Origin of the sequence: Cetobacterium sp. NK01 (genome assembly GCF_024506395.1) — a bacterium.
GTDB classification, from domain to species: Bacteria; Fusobacteriota; Fusobacteriia; order Fusobacteriales; family Fusobacteriaceae; genus Cetobacterium_A; species Cetobacterium_A somerae_A.
In genome coordinates, this window is the sequence record NZ_JANIBO010000001.1 from 1590025 (window position 1) to 1612530 (window position 22506).

The 22506-nt window shown below is 28.5% G+C and carries 18 protein-coding genes; 17 read left to right on the forward strand and 1 reads right to left on the reverse strand.

The window, feature by feature from the left end:
- The first annotated feature begins 124 nt into the window (after positions 1-124).
- From dusB to NON08_RS07800, 14 genes are all read left to right on the forward strand, one after another.
- A complete protein-coding gene (dusB, locus tag NON08_RS07735; RefSeq protein ID WP_256690887.1) occupies positions 125-1063 on the forward strand; it encodes a tRNA dihydrouridine synthase DusB in 939 nt (312 codons plus the stop codon).
- 14 nt (positions 1064-1077) lie between these two features.
- Positions 1078-3702 (forward strand): DNA mismatch repair protein MutS, encoded by a 2625-nt coding sequence (gene mutS, locus NON08_RS07740; RefSeq protein ID WP_256690888.1) that lies wholly within the window; start codon positions 1078-1080, stop codon positions 3700-3702.
- Positions 3703-3711: 9 nt separating this feature from the next.
- Entirely contained in the window at positions 3712-6468 is a 2757-nt protein-coding gene (gene lptC / locus NON08_RS07745; protein WP_256690889.1) for an LPS export ABC transporter periplasmic protein LptC, read from the forward strand.
- Positions 6469-6477: 9 nt separating this feature from the next.
- On the forward strand, positions 6478-7203 hold the full coding sequence (gene lptB, locus NON08_RS07750; RefSeq protein WP_256690890.1) for an LPS export ABC transporter ATP-binding protein: 726 nt from the start codon (positions 6478-6480) through the stop codon (positions 7201-7203).
- 33 nt (positions 7204-7236) lie between these two features.
- Complete coding sequence (alaS, locus tag NON08_RS07755; RefSeq protein ID WP_256690891.1) at positions 7237-9843, forward strand: alanine--tRNA ligase; 2607 nt, start codon at positions 7237-7239, stop codon at positions 9841-9843.
- A 16-nt stretch (positions 9844-9859) separates the two neighbouring features.
- The gene (gene ruvX / locus NON08_RS07760) at positions 9860-10279 is read left to right on the forward strand and encodes a Holliday junction resolvase RuvX (RefSeq protein WP_256690892.1); all 420 of its coding nucleotides are present in this window, start codon (positions 9860-9862) and stop codon (positions 10277-10279) included.
- Between the two features lie 16 nt (positions 10280-10295).
- The gene (gene secD, locus NON08_RS07765) at positions 10296-11516 is read left to right on the forward strand and encodes a protein translocase subunit SecD (RefSeq protein ID WP_256690893.1); all 1221 of its coding nucleotides are present in this window, start codon (positions 10296-10298) and stop codon (positions 11514-11516) included.
- Positions 11517-11520: 4 nt separating this feature from the next.
- Positions 11521-12459 (forward strand): protein translocase subunit SecF, encoded by a 939-nt coding sequence (gene secF / locus NON08_RS07770; RefSeq protein ID WP_256690894.1) that lies wholly within the window; start codon positions 11521-11523, stop codon positions 12457-12459.
- A 61-nt stretch (positions 12460-12520) separates the two neighbouring features.
- Positions 12521-13630: an alanine racemase gene (gene alr, locus NON08_RS07775; protein ID WP_256690895.1), complete on the forward strand. Its 1110-nt coding sequence runs from the start codon at positions 12521-12523 to the stop codon at positions 13628-13630.
- An 11-nt stretch (positions 13631-13641) separates the two neighbouring features.
- Complete coding sequence (locus NON08_RS07780; RefSeq protein WP_256690896.1) at positions 13642-14826, forward strand: class I SAM-dependent rRNA methyltransferase; 1185 nt, start codon at positions 13642-13644, stop codon at positions 14824-14826.
- A gap of 17 nt (positions 14827-14843) precedes the next feature.
- Positions 14844-15377, forward strand: a complete 534-nt coding sequence (locus NON08_RS07785) for a CvpA family protein (RefSeq protein ID WP_256690897.1) — start codon at positions 14844-14846, stop codon at positions 15375-15377.
- Positions 15378-15386: 9 nt separating this feature from the next.
- On the forward strand, positions 15387-16466 hold the full coding sequence (locus tag NON08_RS07790) for an LptF/LptG family permease (RefSeq protein WP_256690898.1): 1080 nt from the start codon (positions 15387-15389) through the stop codon (positions 16464-16466).
- Positions 16463-17542 (forward strand): LptF/LptG family permease, encoded by a 1080-nt coding sequence (locus NON08_RS07795; RefSeq protein ID WP_256690899.1) that lies wholly within the window; start codon positions 16463-16465, stop codon positions 17540-17542. The genes NON08_RS07790 and NON08_RS07795 overlap by 4 nt, the downstream gene beginning before the upstream one ends.
- A gap of 8 nt (positions 17543-17550) precedes the next feature.
- Entirely contained in the window at positions 17551-18798 is a 1248-nt protein-coding gene (locus NON08_RS07800; RefSeq protein ID WP_256690900.1) for a M16 family metallopeptidase, read from the forward strand.
- Between the two features lie 115 nt (positions 18799-18913).
- Here NON08_RS07800 and NON08_RS07805 read toward each other — a convergent pair whose 3' ends face one another.
- On the reverse strand, positions 18914-19939 hold the full coding sequence (locus NON08_RS07805) for an IS6 family transposase (protein WP_256690901.1): 1026 nt from the start codon (positions 19937-19939) through the stop codon (positions 18914-18916).
- A gap of 125 nt (positions 19940-20064) precedes the next feature.
- On the opposite strand from NON08_RS07805, the gene dut reads away from it, so the two are divergent.
- From dut to NON08_RS07820, 3 genes are read left to right on the forward strand one after another with little or no spacing between them, the layout of a single operon-like run.
- The gene (dut, locus tag NON08_RS07810; protein ID WP_256690902.1) at positions 20065-20505 is read left to right on the forward strand and encodes a dUTP diphosphatase; all 441 of its coding nucleotides are present in this window, start codon (positions 20065-20067) and stop codon (positions 20503-20505) included.
- Between the two features lie 9 nt (positions 20506-20514).
- Complete coding sequence (rodA, locus tag NON08_RS07815; RefSeq protein ID WP_256690903.1) at positions 20515-21618, forward strand: rod shape-determining protein RodA; 1104 nt, start codon at positions 20515-20517, stop codon at positions 21616-21618.
- Entirely contained in the window at positions 21618-22484 is an 867-nt protein-coding gene (locus tag NON08_RS07820) for an RluA family pseudouridine synthase (protein WP_256690904.1), read from the forward strand. The genes rodA and NON08_RS07820 overlap by 1 nt, the downstream gene beginning before the upstream one ends.
- Positions 22485-22506 lie beyond the last annotated feature (22 nt).

The following is a 22506-nucleotide window of genomic DNA, read 5'->3' on the forward strand; positions in this document are numbered from 1 at the left end:
TATGATATAATTTAATGTGGAAGAGTATTCAATAGTTGATTAAAGATCAAGGGTATTTTACATTGAAAAACTATTGAAAATATGGTAAAATTTTTGGATAACAAAATGTTATTTTGGAGGTAAAATGAAGATATATATTGCTCCTTTAGCAGGAGTTACAGATTATACATTTAGAGGAATTTTAGATGATTATAAACCAGATTTGATGTTCACAGAGATGGTTAGTATAAATGCTTTAGAAATGGAAAATGAAAAAACATTAAATCAAATTTTAAGAATAAGAGATGGAGAAGCTGTTCAGATTTTTGGTAAAGATGTAGAAAAAATGGTTTATAGTGCAAAATATATAACTGAAAAGCTAGGTGTAAAACATATTGATGTAAATGCAGGATGCCCTGTTAATAAAATCATAAAAAATGGATATGGAGCGGCTTTATTAGAAGATCCAGATCATATAAAAAGAATTTTATGTGAGATAAGAGAGGCTATACCAGAAAATGTTGATCTTTCATTGAAAACAAGAGTAGGTTATAAAGGTGAAAAACAACATAAAAAAGTGGGGAAAATTGCTGAAGAGGCAGGATGTAAGCATATTACAATACACGGTAGAACAAGAGAACAGATGTATAGTGGACATGCTAATTGGGAGCTTATAAAAGAAGTGAAAGAAAGTGTAAACATTGAAGTTATAGGTAATGGTGATATATTTACAGCTGAAGATGCATACGAAAAAGTGAAGTACTCAGGCGTTGATGGTATAATGTTAGCGAGAGGAATTTGTGGAAATCCTTGGTTAATAAAGCAAATAAAAGAGAAGTTTGAAACAGGAGAAGTTCAAACTGAAGTAACTCCTGAGATGAGATTAGATATGGCGATTAGACATGCTTTACAAGGTAAACTAGATAATCCAAATAAAAAATTTTTATTTGAATTAAGAAAACATTTATGTTGGTATTTAAAGGGAATAAGAAATGGAGCGGCCTTAAAAGGAGCAATAAATCAAATAGAAAATTATGATGAATTAATTGAACTATTAGAGAGGGCTAAGGAAAATTTAAAATAAGGAGATGTGGTTTTTTGTCAGCAGATACGCCATTAATGGCTCAATACAAGGAAATAAAAAAAGAAAATCAAGATAATATCCTATTTTTTAGATTAGGAGATTTTTATGAAATGTTTTTTGAGGATGCAGTAGTTGTATCTAAAGAGTTAGGATTAACTTTAACAAGTAGAAATAAAGAAAAGGGAATAGAAGTTCCATTAGCAGGAATTCCTTATCACTCTTCAGCTGGATATATAGGTAAACTTGTAGCTAAAGGTTATAAAGTAGCTATATGTGAGCAAGTTGAAGATCCGAAGACGACAAAAGGAATTGTGAAAAGAGAGGTAGTTAGAGTTATAACTCCTGGAACAATAATTGATACAGAATATTTAGATGAAAAAAGCAATAATTATTTAATGGGAATTATTTTGAAGAAGGATTCTATAGGGTTATCATATATAGATATAACAACTGGTGAGTTTGTAGCTAGTGAAAAAGAAAAAACGGAAGACTATATATATAAAATATTAGGAGAGGTAAATAAAATCTCACCTAGAGAGATTTTAATAGATGAAAATTCATATGTAGAATTAGAAAAAGAATTGAAACAGTTTGCTCAATTAAATAAAATAAATATAAACTCTTGTTTAAAAGTAAAAAAAAGTGAAGAGTTTATAAAAGCATATTTTAAGATTATTTCACTAGATAGTTTTGATCTAAATGGGAAGATATCAGCTATAGAAGCATCGGCAATGATTTTAGATTATGTTTTAGAACTTCAAAAAGGAAATAATATTCCAGTTGATAAAATAATATATACTGGAAGTGAAGATATAATGGAACTTAACTTAACAACACAAAGAAATTTAGATATTGTTGCATCTAATAGAGAAAATGGTGTTTTAGGAACATTACAATGGGTTTTAGATAGTTGTAAAAGTTCTATGGGAAGCAGACTGTTGAAACATTTTTTAAAAAATCCATCAATTTCTAAAAAAGTTATATTAGAAAGACAAAAAGATATTGGTTTTTTTTATGACAATGTTCTTTTAAGAGAAGAAACTAGAGAAAAGTTAAAAGAGATATATGATATTGAAAGAATAATAGGAAAGCTCGTTTTAGGAAATGAAAATGCAAGAGATATAGTTGCTTTAAAAAAATCTATATTAAATAGTTTAGAAATTTATAAAATTTTAAAAGGAAATAGCATTTTTGAAATAGCTTTAAATGAGTTAGTTGAAATTTATAATTTAATAGAAAAATCTCTAAAAGATGAAGTTCCATTTTCGATTAGAGAGGGTGGAATGATAAAAGATGGATATAGTAGTGAGTTAGATGATTTGCATAATATATCAAATAATGGAAAAGATACGATTTTGAATATTGAAAATAGAGAAAGAGAAAGAACTGGAATAAAAGGGTTAAAAATAAAATATAATAAGGTTTTTGGATATTTTATTGAAATAACTAAGGCCAACATTCATCTTGTTCCAGAAGATTATATAAGAAAACAAACATTAGCTAATGCAGAAAGATATATTGTAGAAGATTTGAAGATTTATGAAGAAAAAGTTTTAAATGCAAAGGATAAAATAGAGAATTTAGAGTATATATTATTTAAAGAAATCTCTGAACAAATAAAAAAATATAAAAATATTTTACACGATCTAGCATACAAATTAGCCTATTTAGATGTAATTACAAATTTTGCCTACATAGCAACAAAGAATGGTTATATAAAGCCAGAGATTACTACAGAAGGAGATATTGAAATAATAGGAGGAAGACATCCAATTGTAGAACAACTAGTTGGAAAAGAAAATTTTGTTAAAAATAGTATTGTTTTAAATGAAAATAAGAATCTAATAATTTTAACTGGACCAAATATGTCAGGAAAGTCTACTTATATGAAACAAGTGGCGCTAATTTTAATTATGGCACATATAGGGTGTTATGTTCCAGCAGAATATGCTAAAATAGGAATTGTAGATAAAATATTTACAAGAATAGGCGCAAGTGACGATTTAGTGACAGGACAATCAACATTTATGCTAGAGATGAGTGAAGTGGCAAATATAGTTAATAGTTCTACAAAAAATTCATTTATTATATTAGATGAAATAGGGAGAGGAACTTCAACATTTGATGGTATATCAATAGCAACAGCAATAACAGAATATATTCATGATAATATAGGTGCTAAAACAATATTTGCGACACATTATCATGAGTTAACACAACTTGAATCTAAATTAAGTAAATCTACGAATTTTAGAATTGAAGTTAAAGAGGATGAAAAAGAAATTCTATTTTTAAGAGAAATTGTAAAAGGTGGAGCAGACAAATCTTATGGAATAGAGGTTGCTAGATTAGCTGGACTACCAAAAGAAATTTTAGATAGAGCTAAAGAGATGGTAAAAGTTTTAGAAAATAGAAAGATGATAATAGAAAAAAAAGTAAAAAAAGAACAACTAATATTATTTGGAGATTTTGAAACAGAGATTACAAAAAAAGAAGAGAAAAAAATAGAAGAAATTACAGTAGAATTAGAAAGTGAAGAAAAAATAGTATTACGTCTTTTAAAAGAGATAGAATTAGATAAAATGACACCAATGGATGCTTTTTTAAAGTTAAATGAATTGAAACGTATCTTAAACTAGGAGGGTAGTATGGATAAAAAAAAGATTGCCTATAAAGTTGTTATAGTAGCAGTATTGGTTTTGGGATATTTAAATTATTTTGGTGATGAAAAGAAAGTAGAAAAAAAAGAGGAGGTAGTAGAAACAACTGGAGCTATATATGATAGTGAGGGATATCATATTGAAGCAGATAAGCAAAAGGATTTTCTTAAAACAGATGAAACTACCTTTGAAAAAGCTAAAGCGGTAATAGATGGAATGATCTTAACAGGAGATAATGCATTTTTAGATGCAGGAAAAAATTTGTTATTAAAGTCAAATATTTTAGGTAAGAGTTTAAATGGCTGGGAATTTGAAACACAAGAAGCTAAATATAACAAAGAAAATGGAGAAGTTGAATCGACTATTGGGGTAACAGCAATAAATAAAGCTGAAGGCATAGAGGTATCGGGAAAAAACTTTAAAAGTGATACAAAAATGGAGAATGTAGTTTTATCAGGAGATGTAAAATTTAAAACTAAAAATATGACGTTATCAGCTGAAAAAGCGAATTATAATGATAAGGATAAAATAATTAATATAGAGGGAAATTCTTTTTTATCAGGATCTAATTTTGGAGATGGTTCTGGAATATTGAGCGGAAACTTTAAAGGGTTAAAGTACAATACAGAAACAAATGTACTCACTACTTCAAATTCTTTTATGTTAGACTATAATGGAATAAAGTTATATGGTGATGATTTAGTTTTAAATGATAAAACAGAGGCATTTGAAATTACAAAAAATGTGTATGTTTTAGCAGATGGATATAAAATTAATATGGAAAGTATAACATCAGATGGTGGAGATAATATTAATTTTAATGGAAAAATTGACGGAACTAATGGGATATATTCTTTTAAAGGTGATGATGGAGTTTATAATAAAGTAACTAAAAAATTTGTTGTAAAGGGAAATGTTCAAGGAACTGATAAAGACGGAGGAAAGTTAATTGCAGATATGGCAATATATGCAACTGATACAAAAGAATTAGAATTAATTAGTGATAAAAATGTAGAATATACAAGTCCTGAAAATAAAATTTTAACAAAAAATTTAATTTATTTAACTGAAACAGGAGAACTTTACTTAAAAGATGGATATAGTTATTTTAGTAAAAAATATAATAGTAAAGGACAAAATTTCTTCTATAATAAAATAACTGGTAAAGGTTATGTTTTAAAAGGAGATATAAAAAATATTGTTACTGATCAATATGCATCAGGTGATAGAGTAGATTTTGATAGGGAAGAAGATAGTTATTTAGTTCAAGGAGATGCTTACTTTGAAGATAATGACTATATATTTGAAAGTCAAAAAATAGATTATTTAGGGAAAAAAGGGTATGTATATTTACCTGAAAAATATGTTTTAAAGAGAAAAAAAGAAAAAGATATGTTTGAAGGATTAAAGGGTGAGTATAATTTAACAACTGAGGTATTTAAATCCTTTGGTCAATTTAAATACACTAGCCCAGACAATGTAGTTGAGGGGATAAATTTAGAGTTTAATCAAAAAACTGGAGTTGGAATAGTTGAAAAAGATTTAGTTGCTTTTGATAAAAAGGGAGAAACTAAAGTGGTATCCTCATATGGTGAATTTAAAGAAAATGAATTTGTAAAAATTAAAGATAAATTAATTTTAACAAGTGGTGATATTGTAGCTAATGCAAGTTCAGCTGATTATCAAATAAAAGATGAAAAAATATTTATTCCTGGTGAGATTTTATTTGAGGATAAAGTAAAAAATAGTTCAGGAAAAATGTATAATGGAGTTTATGAAACTGGTAAAAAATTATTCACTGGTGAAAATTTTAGTGGAAAAGATGTGAAGAATACTTTAAAAAGTGATATAATAAGATACTTTACTTCTCAAGGAGATTTTGTTTTAGAAAAAAATGCTGAGATAAAAGATGAAACAACAACTTTAAAGGGAAATCATTTAGAGTATAATAAAAATACAGAAATAGCAAAATCACCGAAACCATTTACTATAAAATATGGAGATTACGATATTTTTGGAACAAGTGGAACATTAGATAAAAAAACAAGTCATTTAACAGGAGCTAATGTAGTTATTAAGTCTAAATTGAATGAAGAGTTTAAAGGTGATAGAGTGGATGGTACTTTAAATAATATGAATTTAGATTTTATAGGGAATGTATCAGGACGAATATATCAAGATGGAGTACCTGTAGACTTTGAAGGAGATTTTGTAAGAGCATATTTTAAGAAAGATTCCCAAGGAAAAAATCAAATTCAAAGAGTTGAAATTAGAAAAAATGCAATTATAAAAAAGGAAGGTAATACATTATATTCAGATTATTTAGAGATACAACCAGAGAAAAAATTAGTATTTGGAAAAGATAATACTAAAGCAGTTTTAAAAGATAAAGATGGAGTTATAACAACAGTTACTTCAAATATGATGAATGGTAATTTAAATACAGAAGTTATTGATTTAGTTGGAAAAGTTGTAATAGTAAGAAAAGATAAAGATAAAACTTTAAATGCAACATCGACAAAAGCAAAGATAAAAAATAAAGAAAATTTAATTGAATTAAGAAAAAATGTAGTTGTAGACGATGGTGAATCGATAATAACAGCAGATGAAGCAGATTATAATACAAAAACAAACAAAGTAAAGGCTAGAGGAAATGTATTTGTAGATTATAAAACTAATGAGAAGAAAAGTGTAACAAACGCAAGTCAAATAAATTCAGGATATAATAAAATCTTAAAAAAATAAGGAGAATCTATGAGAAGTATAGTTGCTCAAGGATTATGTAAAAGCTATAAAAAAAGACAAGTAGTTAAAAATGTAAGCTTAGAGGTAAAAAAAGGGGAAATAGTAGGACTTTTAGGACCTAACGGAGCTGGAAAAACTACTACATTTTACATGATAACAGGAATAGTAAAACCTGAAAAAGGTCAAGTTTTTATAAATGAAGTAGATATAACAGAGTATCCAATGTATAAAAGAGCTGATATGGGAATTGGATATTTAGCACAAGAACCATCAATTTTTAGAAATCTTTCAGTTGAAGATAATATATTAGCTATATTGGAGATGAAAGGTTTACCAAAACAAGAACAAATAAAAAAAATGCAAGAACTATTAGAAGAGTTTAAATTAACACATGTAGCTAAATCTATGGGATATTCTCTTTCAGGTGGAGAGAGAAGAAGAGTAGAGATAGCAAGAACTATAGCCAATGATCCAGATTTCATACTACTAGATGAACCTTTTGCTGGAGTTGACCCCATAGCAGTTGAAGATATTCAACAAATAATTAGATATCTAAAGCAAAGAGGATTGGGAATTTTAATAACAGATCACTCTGTTAGAGAAACTTTATCTATAACTGAAAAAGCTTATATAATGGCTAACGGAAAAGTTTTAATAAGCGGAACTCCTGAGGAGATTGCATCAAATCCTATGGCTAAAAAAGTTTATTTAGGAGAAAATTTTAAATTAGATTAAAAATTTTAAAAATACAGTGGAGGAAACAAAGAGATGTTAACAGGTAACGAAATTAGAAGCAAATTTATAGAGTTTTTTGTAAAGAAAAACCATAAGCACTTTGAAAGTGCATCACTTATTCCAGATGATCCAACTCTTTTACTAACAGTTGCTGGAATGGTTCCATTTAAACCATACTTTTTAGGACAAAAAGAGGCACCAACACCAAGAGTAACAACTTATCAAAAATGTATCAGAACAAATGATTTAGAAAATGTTGGAAGAACAGCTAGACATCATACTTTTTTTGAGATGTTAGGAAACTTCTCTTTTGGAGATTACTTTAGAGAAGAAGCAATAATTTGGTCATGGGAATTTATAACAGAAGTTTTAAAATTAGATAAGGATAAATTATGGGTTTCAGTATTTACTACAGATGATGAAGCAGAAAAAATTTGGGTTGAAAAATGTAATTTCCCAAAAGAAAGAATCGTAAGAATGGGAGAGTCTGAAAACTGGTGGGCAGCAGGACCAACAGGTTCATGTGGACCATGTTCAGAAATCCACGTGGATTTAGGACCAGCTTATGGTGGAGATGAAAATTCTAAATTAGGTGATGAAGGAACTGATAACAGATTTATAGAGATTTGGAACTTAGTTTTTACAGAGTGGAATAGAATGGAAGATGGATCATTACAACCACTTCCAAAGAAAAATATTGATACAGGAGCTGGACTAGAAAGAGTAGCGGCAATGGTACAAGGAAAATCAAATAACTTTGAAACAGACTTATTATTTCCAATTGTTGAAGAAGCTGGAAAACTTACAAATACAAAATATGGAATAGAGCCTGAAAAAGATTTCTCACTAAAAGTAATAACAGACCATGCAAGAGCAGTAACTTTCTTAGTTAATGATGGAGTTATACCATCTAATGAAGGAAGAGGATATATTCTAAGAAGAATTTTAAGAAGAGCAGTAAGACACGGAAGACTTCTTGGAAGAAAAGAACTATTTATGTATCAAATGGTAGATAAAGTTGTAGAAATCATGGAAGGAGCATATCCTGAATTAAGAAAAAATATAGAGCATATTAAAAAAGTTGTAAAGATTGAGGAAGAAAAATTCTCAAACACTTTAGACCAAGGTATGCAACTAGTTATGAACGAAATAGAAATGGTAAAATCAAAAGGTGAAACAAAATTATCAGGAGATGTAACATTTAAACTTTACGATACATATGGATTCCCTTATGAATTAACAGAAGAGATTTGTGAAGAAAATGGAATTGAAGTTTCAAAAGATGAGTTCTTAGAGAAGATGGAAGAGCAAAGAGAAAAAGCTAGATCAGCTAGAGCAGTTGTTATGGAAAAAGGGCAAGATAGCTTTATAGAGGAATTCTATGATAAACATGGGAAGACAGAGTTTACAGGATACTGTGACTTAATGACTCCTGCAACTCTTTTAAGTGCAAGAGAATTAGAAAATGGAAAGTATGCTCTTATTTTTGATCAGACACCATTTTATGCAGAATCTGGAGGACAAGAGGCTGACCAAGGTATTATAGAAGGAGAAAATTTAGTAGCAAAAGTACTAGATGTTCAAAAACAAAAAGAAATTTATACTCATATAGTTGAAATCGAAAGTGGATTAGAGGAATTAGTAGAAGGTACATTATTAAATCTAACTGTAGATCCAGTTAGAAGAGAAGAGATTGCAAAGAACCACACAGCAACTCACTTACTACATCAAGCTCTTAAAGATGTTTTAGGAACTCATGTTCAGCAAGCTGGATCATCATGTGGTGCAGAAAGATTAAGATTTGACTTTAATCACTATGAAGCTTTAACAGCAGAGGAAATTGAAAAGGTTGAAAAAGCAGTAAATGAAAGAATATTTATGGCTACATCTGTAAATGCTGAAGTAATGTCTATGGATGATGCAAAAGTGAAAGGAGCAACAGCTCTATTTGGAGATAAATATGGAGATGAAGTAAGAGTTGTTTCAATAGGTAATTATTCAATGGAGCTTTGTGGAGGAACTCACATAAGTAATATTGGAAAAATTGGAATCTTTAAAATTGTTTCAGAAGCTGGAGTTGCAGCTGGAGTTAGAAGAATAGAAGCTCAAACTAGTTATAAAGCATACTTAGCAGTTTTAGAGATGGAAAAAACTATGAAAAGAGTCGCTAAAAACTTAAAAACTGATTTACATAAAATTGAAGAAAGATCAGAAAAAGTAGTTGAAGAAACGAGAGAGTTATCAAAAGAAGTTGAAACTTTAAAAGCTAAAGTAGCATCATTTGAAGCAAACTCATTATTTGATGAGATTGAAGAAATAAATGGAATTAAAGTTTTAGTAAAAGACTTTAAAGATAAAGAGGCAGATTCGTTAAGAGAGATTGTAGATAAAGCAAAAGATAAATTAGGAAGTTGTGTTATTGCATTAGGATCAGATAACGAGAAAGCCATATTTGCTATTGGAGTTACAAAAGATTTAATTGGAAAAGTTAAAGCTGGAGATTTAGTAAGAGAAGCTGCTAAGATAGCTGAAGGAAATGGTGGAGGAAGACCTGATTTTGCACAAGCTGGAGGAAAGAATGGAGCAAAAGTTAAGGAAGCACTTTCTGCTGTAAAGGAGATTTTAGCAAAATCATTATAATTGGAGGAAGATAATTATGTATAAAAGATATCTTTCTTTAGATGTAGGAGATGTAAGAATAGGGGTGGCAAAATCGGATTTAATGGGAATGGTTGCCACTCCCTTAGAGGTAATTGATAGAAGAAAGACTAAAGCTGTAAAAAGAATTGCTGAGCTGTGTAGACAAGAAAATACTAAATCGATAGTTATAGGAATACCTAAAAGTTTAGATGGAACAGAAAAGCGTCAAGCAGAAAAAGTGAGAGAATTTATAGAAAAACTAAATAAGTCTATTGAAGGTTTAGAATTTTTTGAAATAGACGAAAGACTTTCCACTGTTTCAGCAGATAGAATGTTGAACGAAACAAATTTAAGGGGAGCCAAAGAGAAAAGAAAGGTTGTGGATAAAGTAGCAGCAGCTATAATATTACAAACTTTTTTAGACATGAAAAAATAACTAAGTGGAGGCTAGCATGAATCTTAAGGGGATGACCAAATTATTTTTTGTATTAGTTATACTAGTGTGTTCTTGGTGGTTAGCAGTAATGAAACCAACAAAACTAGGATTAGATTTAAAAGGGGGAGTTTACGTTGTTTTACAAGCTCAACCAGAAGCTGGAACTGAGTTAGATGACGATGCAATGAATAGATTAATAGAAGTTTTAGATAGAAGAATAAATGGTCTTGGGGTAGCGGAATCAGTTGTACAAAGAGCAGGTATGGATAGAGTTATTATAGAATTACCTGGAATAACAAACTCTGATGATGCAGTGAAAATGATAGGAAAAACAGCTTTACTAGAGTTTAGAATAATGAATGATGATGGATCTTTAGGTGATACACTACTAACTGGAGGAGCATTAAAAAAGGCAGAAGTTTCATACGACAACTTAGGAAGACCTCAAATTCAATTTGAAATGAATATAGAAGGAGCTAAGGAGTTTGCTAAGATAACAAGAGAGAACATTGGAAAAAGATTAGCAATTACTTTAGATGGAGAAGTTCAAACTGCACCATCAATTAATAGTGAAATCCCAAGTGGAAATGGAGTTATAACAGGAAATTATACACCAGATGAAGCTAAAAAAACAGCAACACTATTAAATGCAGGAGCATTACCAGTAAAAGCAGAAATTATAGAAACTAGAATAGTTGGAGCATCTTTAGGTGATGAATCAATAGCTCAAAGTAAAACTGCCGCGATGGTTGCAGTTGGATTGATAGCCACATTTATGTTAATTATGTATAGATTACCAGGATTTGTAGCAGATTTAGCATTAGTGAGTTTTGGATTAGTAATGTTTGCAATGTTAAACTTTATAGATGCAACATTAACTTTACCAGGAATAGCTGGTATGATTCTTTCTGCAGGAATGGCAGTTGATGCCAATGTTATAATTTTTGAAAGAATAAAAGATGAGTTAAAATTAGGAAATACAATAAATGGAGCAATAAAGCTTGGATTTAGTAAAGGTATAGCTTCAATAATTGACTCTAACGTAACAACGTTATTAACAGCTCTTGTATTATTTATGTTTGGAACAGGAACTGTAAAAGGGTTTGCAGTAACTTTAACAATTGGAACTGTAGCATCGATGCTTACAGCAATTTTCATAACAAAGGTTCTGTTAACAACAACAGTGGATTTATTTAAAATAAAAAGAACAGAGTTCTTCGGTGTGAAAAGGGGGTAAATAAATGTATATTGAGGTAATAAAACACAGCAAAAAATGGATAACATTATCAACAATATCTTTTATAATATTCCTAGGAATGTTTTTTGTAAAAGGATTGAATTATGGTATAGATTTTACAGGAGGAAGTTTAATTCAATTGAATTATTCTAAAACTATAACATTATCTGATATAAATAAAGAGCTAGATTCATTAGCAGTAGACATACCACAACTAACGTCTACAGCTAGAAAAGTTCAAGTTTCACAAAGTGATAATAATGTTATAATAAGAACTGCTGAAATGAGTGATAAACAAACTGAAGAATTGTTAACAAAACTTCAAACATTAGGTGAATATAAGTTAGAAAGAGCTGAAAAAGTTGGAGCTACAATAGGGGAAGAATTAAAAACTTCAGCTATATATGCCTTAACAATAGGTGGACTACTTATAGTTTTATATATAACAATGAGATATGAATTTAAGTTTGCAATAGCAGGAATTTTGACACTATTGCATGATGTTACAGCAGCTTTAGGAGTGATTGCGTTATTGGGGTATGAAGTTGATACTCCATTTATAGCAGCAATTTTAACTATTTTAGGATACTCTATCAATGATACAATAATTATTTACGATAGAATAAGAGAAAGTTTAAGAAAAAAATCAGATATGACTTTCGGAGAAGTACTAAATAAAAGTTTAAATCAGGTTTTAGTAAGATCAATTAATACTTCAGTGACAACATTATTAGCGTTAGTTGCAATATTAATTTTTGGTGGAGATAGTTTAAGAACATTTACAACAACACTGTTAGTGGGAATTGGAGTGGGAACGTATTCATCAATATATATTTCAACACCGTTGGTATATTTATTTGAGAAAAAAAGAGATGATAAATATGAGCCAAAAAAAGATGATGATGATGATGATTCACATCCTGAAGAAAAAATTGTAGTATAAAAACAAAAAAGCCACCTGTAGAAGGTGGCTTAATCTACTTAATAAGATGTTGGAGGAAAAAATGAGAACGTGGGCAGAGATAGATCTAGATAATTTAGAATACAATATAAACAAAATAAAAGAACTATCTCATGACAGAGACATAATGGCAATAATAAAAGCAGATGCCTATGGAATGGGAGCAGTCACAATAGCAAAGGAACTTTCAAAGATGGGAGTAAAAATATTCGGAGTTTCATCTTTAGAAGAAGGGATTGAACTGAGGAATAATGGAATTACTAATGATATTCTAATCTTAGCAGGAACTTTTAATGAAGAGTTAGAAGATGCTGAAAGAAATAATCTTCAAGTTACTTTGACTGATCTTTCTCAAATAGATTATATTTATGAAAATAATCTTCTATTAAATGTACACATAAAAGTAGATACTGGAATGGGTAGAGTAGGATTTACTGTAGAAGAGGGAAAAAAGGCTATTGAGATGTGTAAAAATAAAAGTATCAATGTAGTTGGAGTTTATTCGCATCTATCAGTTTCAGATGAATCAGATGAAGAATCAGTAAGCTATACAAAAAAGCAATTAGAAAAGTTTAAATATTTTGAAAAGTTAGAAGAGATAAAATATATCCATATTCTTAATAGTGGAGGAATATTAAAGTTTTCTGAAATTCCTCAAAGTAATTTAGTTAGAGCTGGAATAGTTATGTATGGTGTTTATGGAGAGGGAGTAATAGAAAATTTAAAAAGAGTATTTACTTTAAAAAGTAGAATTCTTTTTTTAAAAGAACTAAAAGAGGATATAGATATATCTTATGGAAGAGTAGGTAAAGGATATAAAAATGAATTAATAGCAACTATAACTGTGGGATATGCTGACGGATTTAGAAGAGAGTTATCTAACAAAGGTACAGTAGAAATTCATGGAATACCTTGTAAAATAGTTGGTAAAGTTTGTATGGATATGTTAATGATAAAAATACCAGAAGAAATAAAAACAAAAGTAAAAATAGGTGATGAAGTTATTGTGATGGGTGAAGACATTTTTGAAAAATCAAAAATGGTAGGATCATCAATTTATGAGTTATTTACTGGATTAAGTAGAAGAGTTAGTAGAGTTTACTTGAAAAAAGGAAAACCCCATATTGTAAATAGCTTAATAGGAAAGTTATAAAGGAGAGATAAATGGCAAAAATAATATTAGAATCAGGAAAAGAAAAGAAAATTAGGAATTTTTATCCTAATGTTTTTAAAGATGAAATTCAAGATATATTGGGAAATGTATCAAATGGAGATATAGTAGAAGTTTGTACAACCGATGGAGAAATAGTTGGAAAAGGTTATGTTGCTGAGGCAACAAATGCTTTTGTAAGAGTTTTAACAACTAAAGATATACCTGTAGATAAAACTTTGATTTTAGAAAAAATAAAGAGAGCTTATGAAAAAAGAAAACATCTTTTAGCTGAAACAAATTGTATAAGAGCATTTTATTCTGAAGCAGATGGAATACCAGGTCTAATAATAGATAAATTTGATAAGTATGTTTCAGTGCAGTTTAGAAATTCAGGATTAGAAGTAGCTTTTAGACAAGAAATAATAAATGCTATAAAAAAGGTTATGAAACCAAAGGGAATATATGAAAGAAGTGATGTTGAAAATAGAACTCATGAGGGAGTAGAGCAACAAACTGGAATAATATACGGTGAGATTCCTGAAAGAATAGTAATGGAAGATAATGGATTAAAGTATTATGTAGATATAATTGATGGACAAAAAACAGGATTCTTCTTAGATCAAAGAGATTCAAGAAAATTTATAAGACCATTTTTAAATGAAAATACAAGATTCTTAGATGTATTTTCAAGTAGTGGTGGATTTTCTGTTGCAGCATTAAAAGAAGGATGTAAGAAGGTTATTGCTATTGATAAAGAACCTCATGCACTAGAGTTATGTAAAGAAAATTATGAATTAAATGAGTTTAAAAACGATTTTGAAACAGCTGAGGGAGATGCATTTTTAATGTTAAAAATCTTAGCAAATAGAGGTGAAAAATTTGATGTAATAACATTAGATCCTCCGTCATTAATAAAGAAAAAAATTGATATTCACAGAGGAAGAGATATGTTCTTTAGTTTATGTGATGAAAGTTTTAAATTAATAGAAGATGGTGGTATTGTAGGTATTATAACGTGTGCATACCATATGAGTTTACAAGATTTAATTGAAGTTACGAGAATGGCAGCTTCAAAAAATGGGAAATTATTACAAGTTATTGGTGTAAATTATCAACCAGAGGATCATCCTTGGATTTTACATGTGCCAGAAACACTTTATTTAAAAGCTTTATGGGTTAGAGTAGTAAATAATTAATTTAAGGGGGAATAATTATGTACTTAGATATTTTAATAGCAGTAATACTTATATTTGCAATAGTTGAAGGCCTAAAAGATGGATTTTTATTACAGTTCTTTTCAATATTTGGGATATTTATAGACTTTATAATAGCTCAAAAATTTACTCCAATAGTAATGGAAAAATTAGCTATTAATACTAATGAAAGCAACTTCTTATTAACATATATAGGTGTATTTATAGCTTCTTACTTTGTTATTGCTATTTTAATGTTTTTTATAGGAATTATTTTGAAGAACCAAAATAAAGGATTTTTATCTAGAGGATTAGGAGGAGTTTTTGGTTTTGTAAAAGGACTTGTAATCTCTTTAATAATTTTATTTATATTTAACTATACTTCCCAAAAATATACAGCTTTAAAAAAATATGGAGTAGATAGTAAAACAAATGAATTTTTCTTAAATAAATCGCATTATATAGAAGAATATCTACCTAAAGAGTTGAAATCGGAGTTAAATTATATAAAAGGAAAAGAGCTAGTTGAAAAATACTTTAATAAAATGTTTTAGGAGAGAAAGATGAAAATAATTGAAAAATATATATTGGAAGATGTAAAAATGCCAATAATATTTGGAGTTTCACTATTTACATTTATTTTCTTAATTGAAATTATTGTTTCTCTTATGGAAAATATAATAGTAAAAGGAATCTCTTTAATAGATGTACTAAGAATACTATCATTTTATCTTCCACCAATTTTATCTCAAACAATACCTATGGGAGTATTTTTAGGTGTTATGATAACTTTTTCTAAATTTACTAGAACAAGTGAAGCAACAGCAATGAGCTCAATAGGAATGTCTTTAAAAGATATATTGAAGCCAATAGTAATGTTAGCTTCAATTGTAACTATTTTTATTTTTTTCTTACAAGAAAGTATTATTCCAAGATCTTTTAGTAAATTAGAAGAGATAACTATGAAGATAGCATATGAAAATCCAGTATTTCAATTAAAAGAAAGAATCTTAATAGATGAAGTTGATGAATATAGTTTATATATTGAAAAAATAAATAGAAAAACAAACGAAGCAGAAAATGTATTGATATTCCAAAAAGAAGATAAAAATACTTTTCCAACTATTTTATTAGGAGATAAAGCATATTGGAAAAATATAAATATGATTTTAGAAGATTCTAAATTTTATACATTTAATCCAGATGGTACTATTAAATTAGAAGGAGAATTTAAGCAGAAAAAAATACCACTAAGTTCATATTTTCAGGAAGTATCTATAGATGTAAAAGATATTGAGGCCATGGGAATAATGACTCTCTTTAAAAGTTTAAAAGGAAAAACATATGAAGAGAAGATTCCATATTTAGTAGAAATTAATAGAAAAATAGCGATACCTTTATCAACTATTGTATTAGCAGTATTAGGTGTTTTGTTATCTATTGGACATCATAGAAGTGGTAAAGGGGCTAGTTTTGGAGTAAGTTTAGGAGTTATATTTATATATATTGTATTTTTAAATGTAGGAATGGTAATGGCAAATAAGGGTGTGGTATCACCTTATATAGGAGTTTGGTTACCTAATTTACTATTATTTGGTGGAACAGCTCTACTATATAAAAGAAAAGCAGGTGGTGCTAGATGAAAAAATTAGATATATATATAAGTAAGAACTTTATAAAATCATTTTTATTAAGTTTGATAGCTTTTATAAACATTTTTATTTTAAGTCAACTTTTTAAAATAATAAGATATATTACAGCTGGAAGAATGAGTGTATCTGAATCAGCAACCTATATATTATATTTGTTACCAAAAATTTTTATAGAGGTGACACCTTTAGCAGTTTTATTAGGGTCTCTAATGTGCATAAATAAAATGGCTTCAAATTTAGAGATAATATCATTAAAAACATCAGGGATAAGTTTTAGAAGAATAGCTAGATATCCAATAATAATATCGTTTTTTATATCACTTATAGTTTTCCAAGTTATGAATAAAGTTCATCCAATGGCTTTAGCTAAAAGTAGAGCTTTAAGAGCAGGAAGAAAGATTTCAGAAAGAGTTTTACCTGCAACTAAAAACAACGCATTTTTAAGAACAGAAGATAATTTAGTTTATTATATAAGACAAGTTGATAGAGTAAAAAATACAGGATCTCTAATTGAAATAATAAAATTAGATAAAAATTTTGAAAAAATAGAAAAAATTATAACAGCTAAAACAGGTATATTTAGTGTAGAGAAAAATTCTTGGATATTAAAAGATGCTGTTGTTAACAATTTAAGAAATAAGACTCAAGAAACATATAAGACATATTCAAATGAAGAGTTAGATAAAGCACCAGAAGATTTCATAACAATACAAGGAGATCCAGATGAATTAACAAATGCAGAGATAAGAAAAGCAATTAGAGATATTCGTATAACAGGAGGAGATATAAAAGAACCTCTTTCTGTTCTAGGAAAAAGATATTCTTTTCCCTTTGCAAGTTTTATAGTATCGTTTTTAGGTTTATCTTTAGGAAGTAGATATGTTAGAGGAGCTTCTGCTATAAGTATAGCATTAAGTGTAGGACTTGGATATTCGTACTATATTGTTCAAGCATCTTTTGAAGCATTAAGTGTAAATGGAATATTAAATCCATTTGTAAGTGGTTGGATACCAAATATTATATTTTTATCTTTAGGAATATACTTTATGAAAAGAGCGGAGTATTGAGGAGGAAAATGAGCATAATTACTAAGAGGTTAGATAACGGGATAACAGTTTTAATTGAAGATATAAAAAGTATAAATACAGCTAGTTTAGGATTTTTTGTGAGAGCAGGAGTTAAAAACGAGCTACCAGGTGAAGAAGGTATATCACATTTTATTGAACACTTATTATTTAAAGGAACAACAAATCGTTCAGCAAAAGAGATTTCAGAAGAGATAGATGATCAGGGTGGAATGATAAATGCATATACAAGTGTAGAAAAAACTGCATATTACATACAAATGACATCAAATACTTTAGAAATAGGTATAGATATTTTAAATGATATGTTTTTAAATTCTACATTTACAGAGGAAAATATTGAAAAAGAAAGAAATGTTATAATAGAAGAAATAAGAATGTATGAAGATATACCAGAGGAAGTTGTACATGAAGAGAATTTAAGTTTTGCTATAAATGGTGTTCAAAGTCAAAAAGTAGCCGGAACAATAGAAAGTTTAAAGGGAATAAATAGAGATAAGATAATTAAGTATTTTAACGATATGTATAAACCTGAAAACATAGTTATTGCAGTTGCGGGTAATATAAACGTAGAGGATACCTATGAAAGATTAAATAAAGGTATAGGACAATTAAAAGATAAAAGTACTAAAAGGTTTTATGATGGATCTATGAATATAAATTCTGGTGAAAAAATAATAAATCAAGAAACGAATCAAGTACATTTATGTGTGAACACATTAGGTGCATCAAATATAGATAAAGATAGAGTTTCAATGTCAGTAATTTCTAATGTATTAGGTGGAAATATGAGTTCAAGACTTTTCCAAAAAATTAGAGAGGAAAGAGGCCTTGCATATTCGGTATATTCATATACAACGAATTTTGATGAGGGGGGATTGTTTACAATTTACGCAGGAACGACTCATGATGATTATAAAGAAGTTATATCTATTATAGAAAATGAATTAAAAGAAATAAAAGAAAAGGGAATAACTGAAAAAGAATTACAAAGAGCTAAAAATCAGTTTTTAAGTATGGTAACTTTTGGACTTGAAAGTAGTAAAGGAAAAATGTCAAGAATGGCAGGATCTTATTTAGTATATGGCGAAGTAAGAGATATTGAAATAGTAATAGAAGAGATTGAAAGTGTTAATCTAGAAGATATTCAAAGAGTTGCGAAAAAAATATTTGATGAAAAATATATTTCTAAAACAATTTTAGGAAATATGAATCTGTTAACTAAAGATGAAAAATAGGTCCAATTCCTAAAAAAGGGATAAAGATTTTCGACTTGAAATATTTTTGTAAAAAAATGATATCACAAAAAGACATAGCTTGTCTATGCCTCAAAAAGAATATTCTTTTTCTTTGTTAAAATAGCAGTAGATTTTTTCTGCTGACTTCGCTATATTCTACGCCAGCAACTTTGGCAGGAGTAAGGTTACTCAATCCTTTATGCGGTGTAATGTAGTTGTAGAAGAAAAAGAAGCCTTCTAATAGTGCGTTTACACTTGTTTCGCACTTTAAACCGTGGGTTGTTCTATATTTATGTTTGAATCTTTTAAAAAAGGTTTCAATTAGGTTGTTAGTTACTTCGTCATACCATGATTGAACTTTAATATGTTTAGATTCTGAGAATACTATTTTTGTTGGAATATTGTAGCTAGGTAATCTATCAGATACTATTGATTTAGGTGCTCCAAATCGCTTTTTAACCTTATCAAACAGGTGGAAAGCAGAGGTTGCTTCTCTTGAAGTTGTAAGGTACCAATCAATAACGTATCTAGTTTCAGAGTCAATTAAAGTCCAGATGTAATATCTTTTACCTTTGATTTTAATTACAGTTTCATCAACGTGCCACTCATCAGATAGATTTAAATCTTGCGGAGTATGTTTAGAAACAATATCTTTAAATATGCCTGCAAAACCTTTGATCCATTTGTAAATGGAGACATGAGAGATTTTAATATTTTTACGATCTAAAAGGTATTGTGAAATAGCTCTTGTGGTAGCTGAATGAACAAAATACATATACAAAGCATCAATGACAACATTGATATTTGTTCGAAGTCTTTTGATATTAATTGTTTTAGATTTAAATTCAGAAGAAATACTATCAAAATTAGAAGTCTTTTTTACTGCAATATGAATATGATTACACTTTCTGGAATTGCATTTAAACCTAGAATAGTAAAGATAATCATGATGCAAATATGTTCCTGAATTACAAATAGGACATTTAGGATATGAACGCCTATTATCACCGAGTTTAGAATTAGCAGAGAATTGTCTAGCGCATTCTTTGCATTGGTATTTTTGATGTCCAAGATTATTTTTACCAAAACGATAAAGGTTTTTAGAGAAACAACGAGGACAAGAGATATTATTAATATACATAGTTAAAAACTGCTCCTTTCTTGGGGGGAATATTGGTTGGTCGAATAACTATTATACCTCAAAGGATTGGAACAGTTTCAATAAATTTTAAGTTAACAGAAACGGAAATATATAAAGGGGAAAAAATGAAAAAAGTAACAGTGAAATTAGTATTAGAAAATGGAATAGAATTACCTAAATATATGACAGAAGGAGCGGCTGGAATGGATGTTAAAGCAAATATTTCAGAGCCACTTATTTTAAAAACATTAGAAAGAAAATTAGTTCCTACAGGAATTAAAATGGAAATTCCATATGGATATGAAGTTCAAGTTAGACCAAGAAGTGGACTTGCTTTAAAGCATGGAGTAACACTAGTAAATGCACCAGGAACAATTGATTCAGATTATAGAGGGGAAGTTGGAATAATATTAATAAATCTAAGTAATGAGGAGTTTGTTGTAAATCCTGGAGAGAGAATAGGTCAATTAGTTCTTCAAAAAGTTTATAAAATGGAATTTGAAGAAGTTGAGGAACTATCAACAACTGTAAGAGCTGAAGGTGGATTTGGGCATACAGGGAAATAGGAGAAGTAAATGGGAAAAAATCATGATTTGGTAGTTACTATAAAAAGAATAAAAAAGATGAAAAATATGATTTTATATATTGCTTTGTGCATTGTTTTAATAAGTTTATTAACTGTTTATAGTGCCACAATACATAAAGGAACATCTTTTTTTTATAAAGAGATTGCATGGATAGGATTAGGAGTTTTAACATATTTTATATTTTCTTTTATAGATTATAAAGTATATGGAAAATACTATAAAGTGATATACTTGATAAATGTAATTTTATTACTTTTGGTATTTATAATAGGGGATAAAAGACTAGGAGCTCAGAGATGGATTGATTTAGGATTTATAACAATTCAGCCATCAGAATTTTCAAAGTTATTTATAGTCTTAACTTTTGCAGAAGTTTTAGCTACAAAATATAACCATAAATTTTCAGGATTAAAAAGTGTTTTATCCACAAGTATCCATGTTTTACCAATATTTTTATTAATAGCTGCACAACCAGACTTAGGAACATCTTTAGTTATAATATTTTTATATTTAATTTTAATATTTATAAATGGAATTGATTGGAAAACTATAATAATCTTAGCAATTGTTGGGTTATCAATGGCACCAATTGGATACTTTTTTTTATTGAAAGATTATCAAAGAGAAAGAGTATTAACATTTTTAAATCCAGAAGCTGATTTATTAGGAAGTGGTTGGAATGTAACTCAATCGATGATAGCAGTAGGATCTGGTGGAATTTTTGGAAAAGGTTTTTTACAAGGAACTCAAAGTAAGTTAAGATTTTTGCCAGAATCACATACAGATTTTATAGCAGCAGTATTTTTAGAAGAGAGAGGATTAGTTGGAGGATGTGTTTTATTAGTACTTTATATGTTGCTTTTATGGGGAATATTAAGAATAGGAGATAAAGCTGAAGGTTATGGAAAATTAATATGTTATGGAATATCAGCTATTTTTTTCTTTCATATAGTTATAAACATTGGTATGGTAATGGGAGTAATGCCTGTAACAGGATTACCTCTTCTTTTAATGAGTTATGGAGGAACTTCTTTTTTGTTTGCCTTTGCAATGTTAGGAATTGTCCAAAGTATAAATGTATATAGGGAGTAATGATGGAATATATTATAGATTCTAGTTTTCATGAGGTAAGATTAGACAGATTTTTAAGAAAAAAATATGAGAAGATACCGTTAACAGAAATTTTTAAAGGAATTAGAACAGGGAAAATTAAAGTTAATGGAAAAAAATCTAAAGAAAATTATAGATTAAAAGAGGGAGATATAGTAAAGGTTTTAATATCTGGTGGTGAAACAAAGGAAAAAAAATTTATTGAAATATCTTCAAAAGATTTAGATGTGTTAAAAAATGGTATTGTTTATGAAGATGAAAAAGTAGTTCTATTTAATAAAGAAGCGGATATGGTAATGCATAAAGGTAGTGGCCATGAATACGGATTATCAGAATTATTTAAAAGTTTTTATAAAACAGATGAATTTAATTTTGTAAATAGAATAGATAAATCAACTTCGGGTCTTGTGATAGGAGCAAAAAATCTAGTTGTAACTAGAGAACTAGCTGAAGAAGTTCGAGAAGGAAATACTGAAAAAAAATATTACATATTGGTAGATGGGATAGTTGATAAGGATAAATTTACTTTAAAAAGCTATTTAAAAAAAGAAGAGACAAAAGTTATAGAGTTAGATTCTTATGAGAGTGGTGCTAAAGAAAGTATTTCTTATTTTAAAGTTTTAAAAAGAGGTAAGAATAGAACAATTTTAGAAGCTACTCTTGAAACGGGAAGAACTCATCAATTAAGAGTACAACTATCAAATTTAGGATATCCAATAGTAGGAGATGGAAAGTATGGTAAAAAAGAAAAAAATATGTTTTTATTTTCTTACTACTGTGAAATTCCAAAATATAATATAAAGATAGAGTTACCTCTACCAGAAAATTATATTAAAAACTTAATTTAAAAAACGGTTTATAAATTTAAAC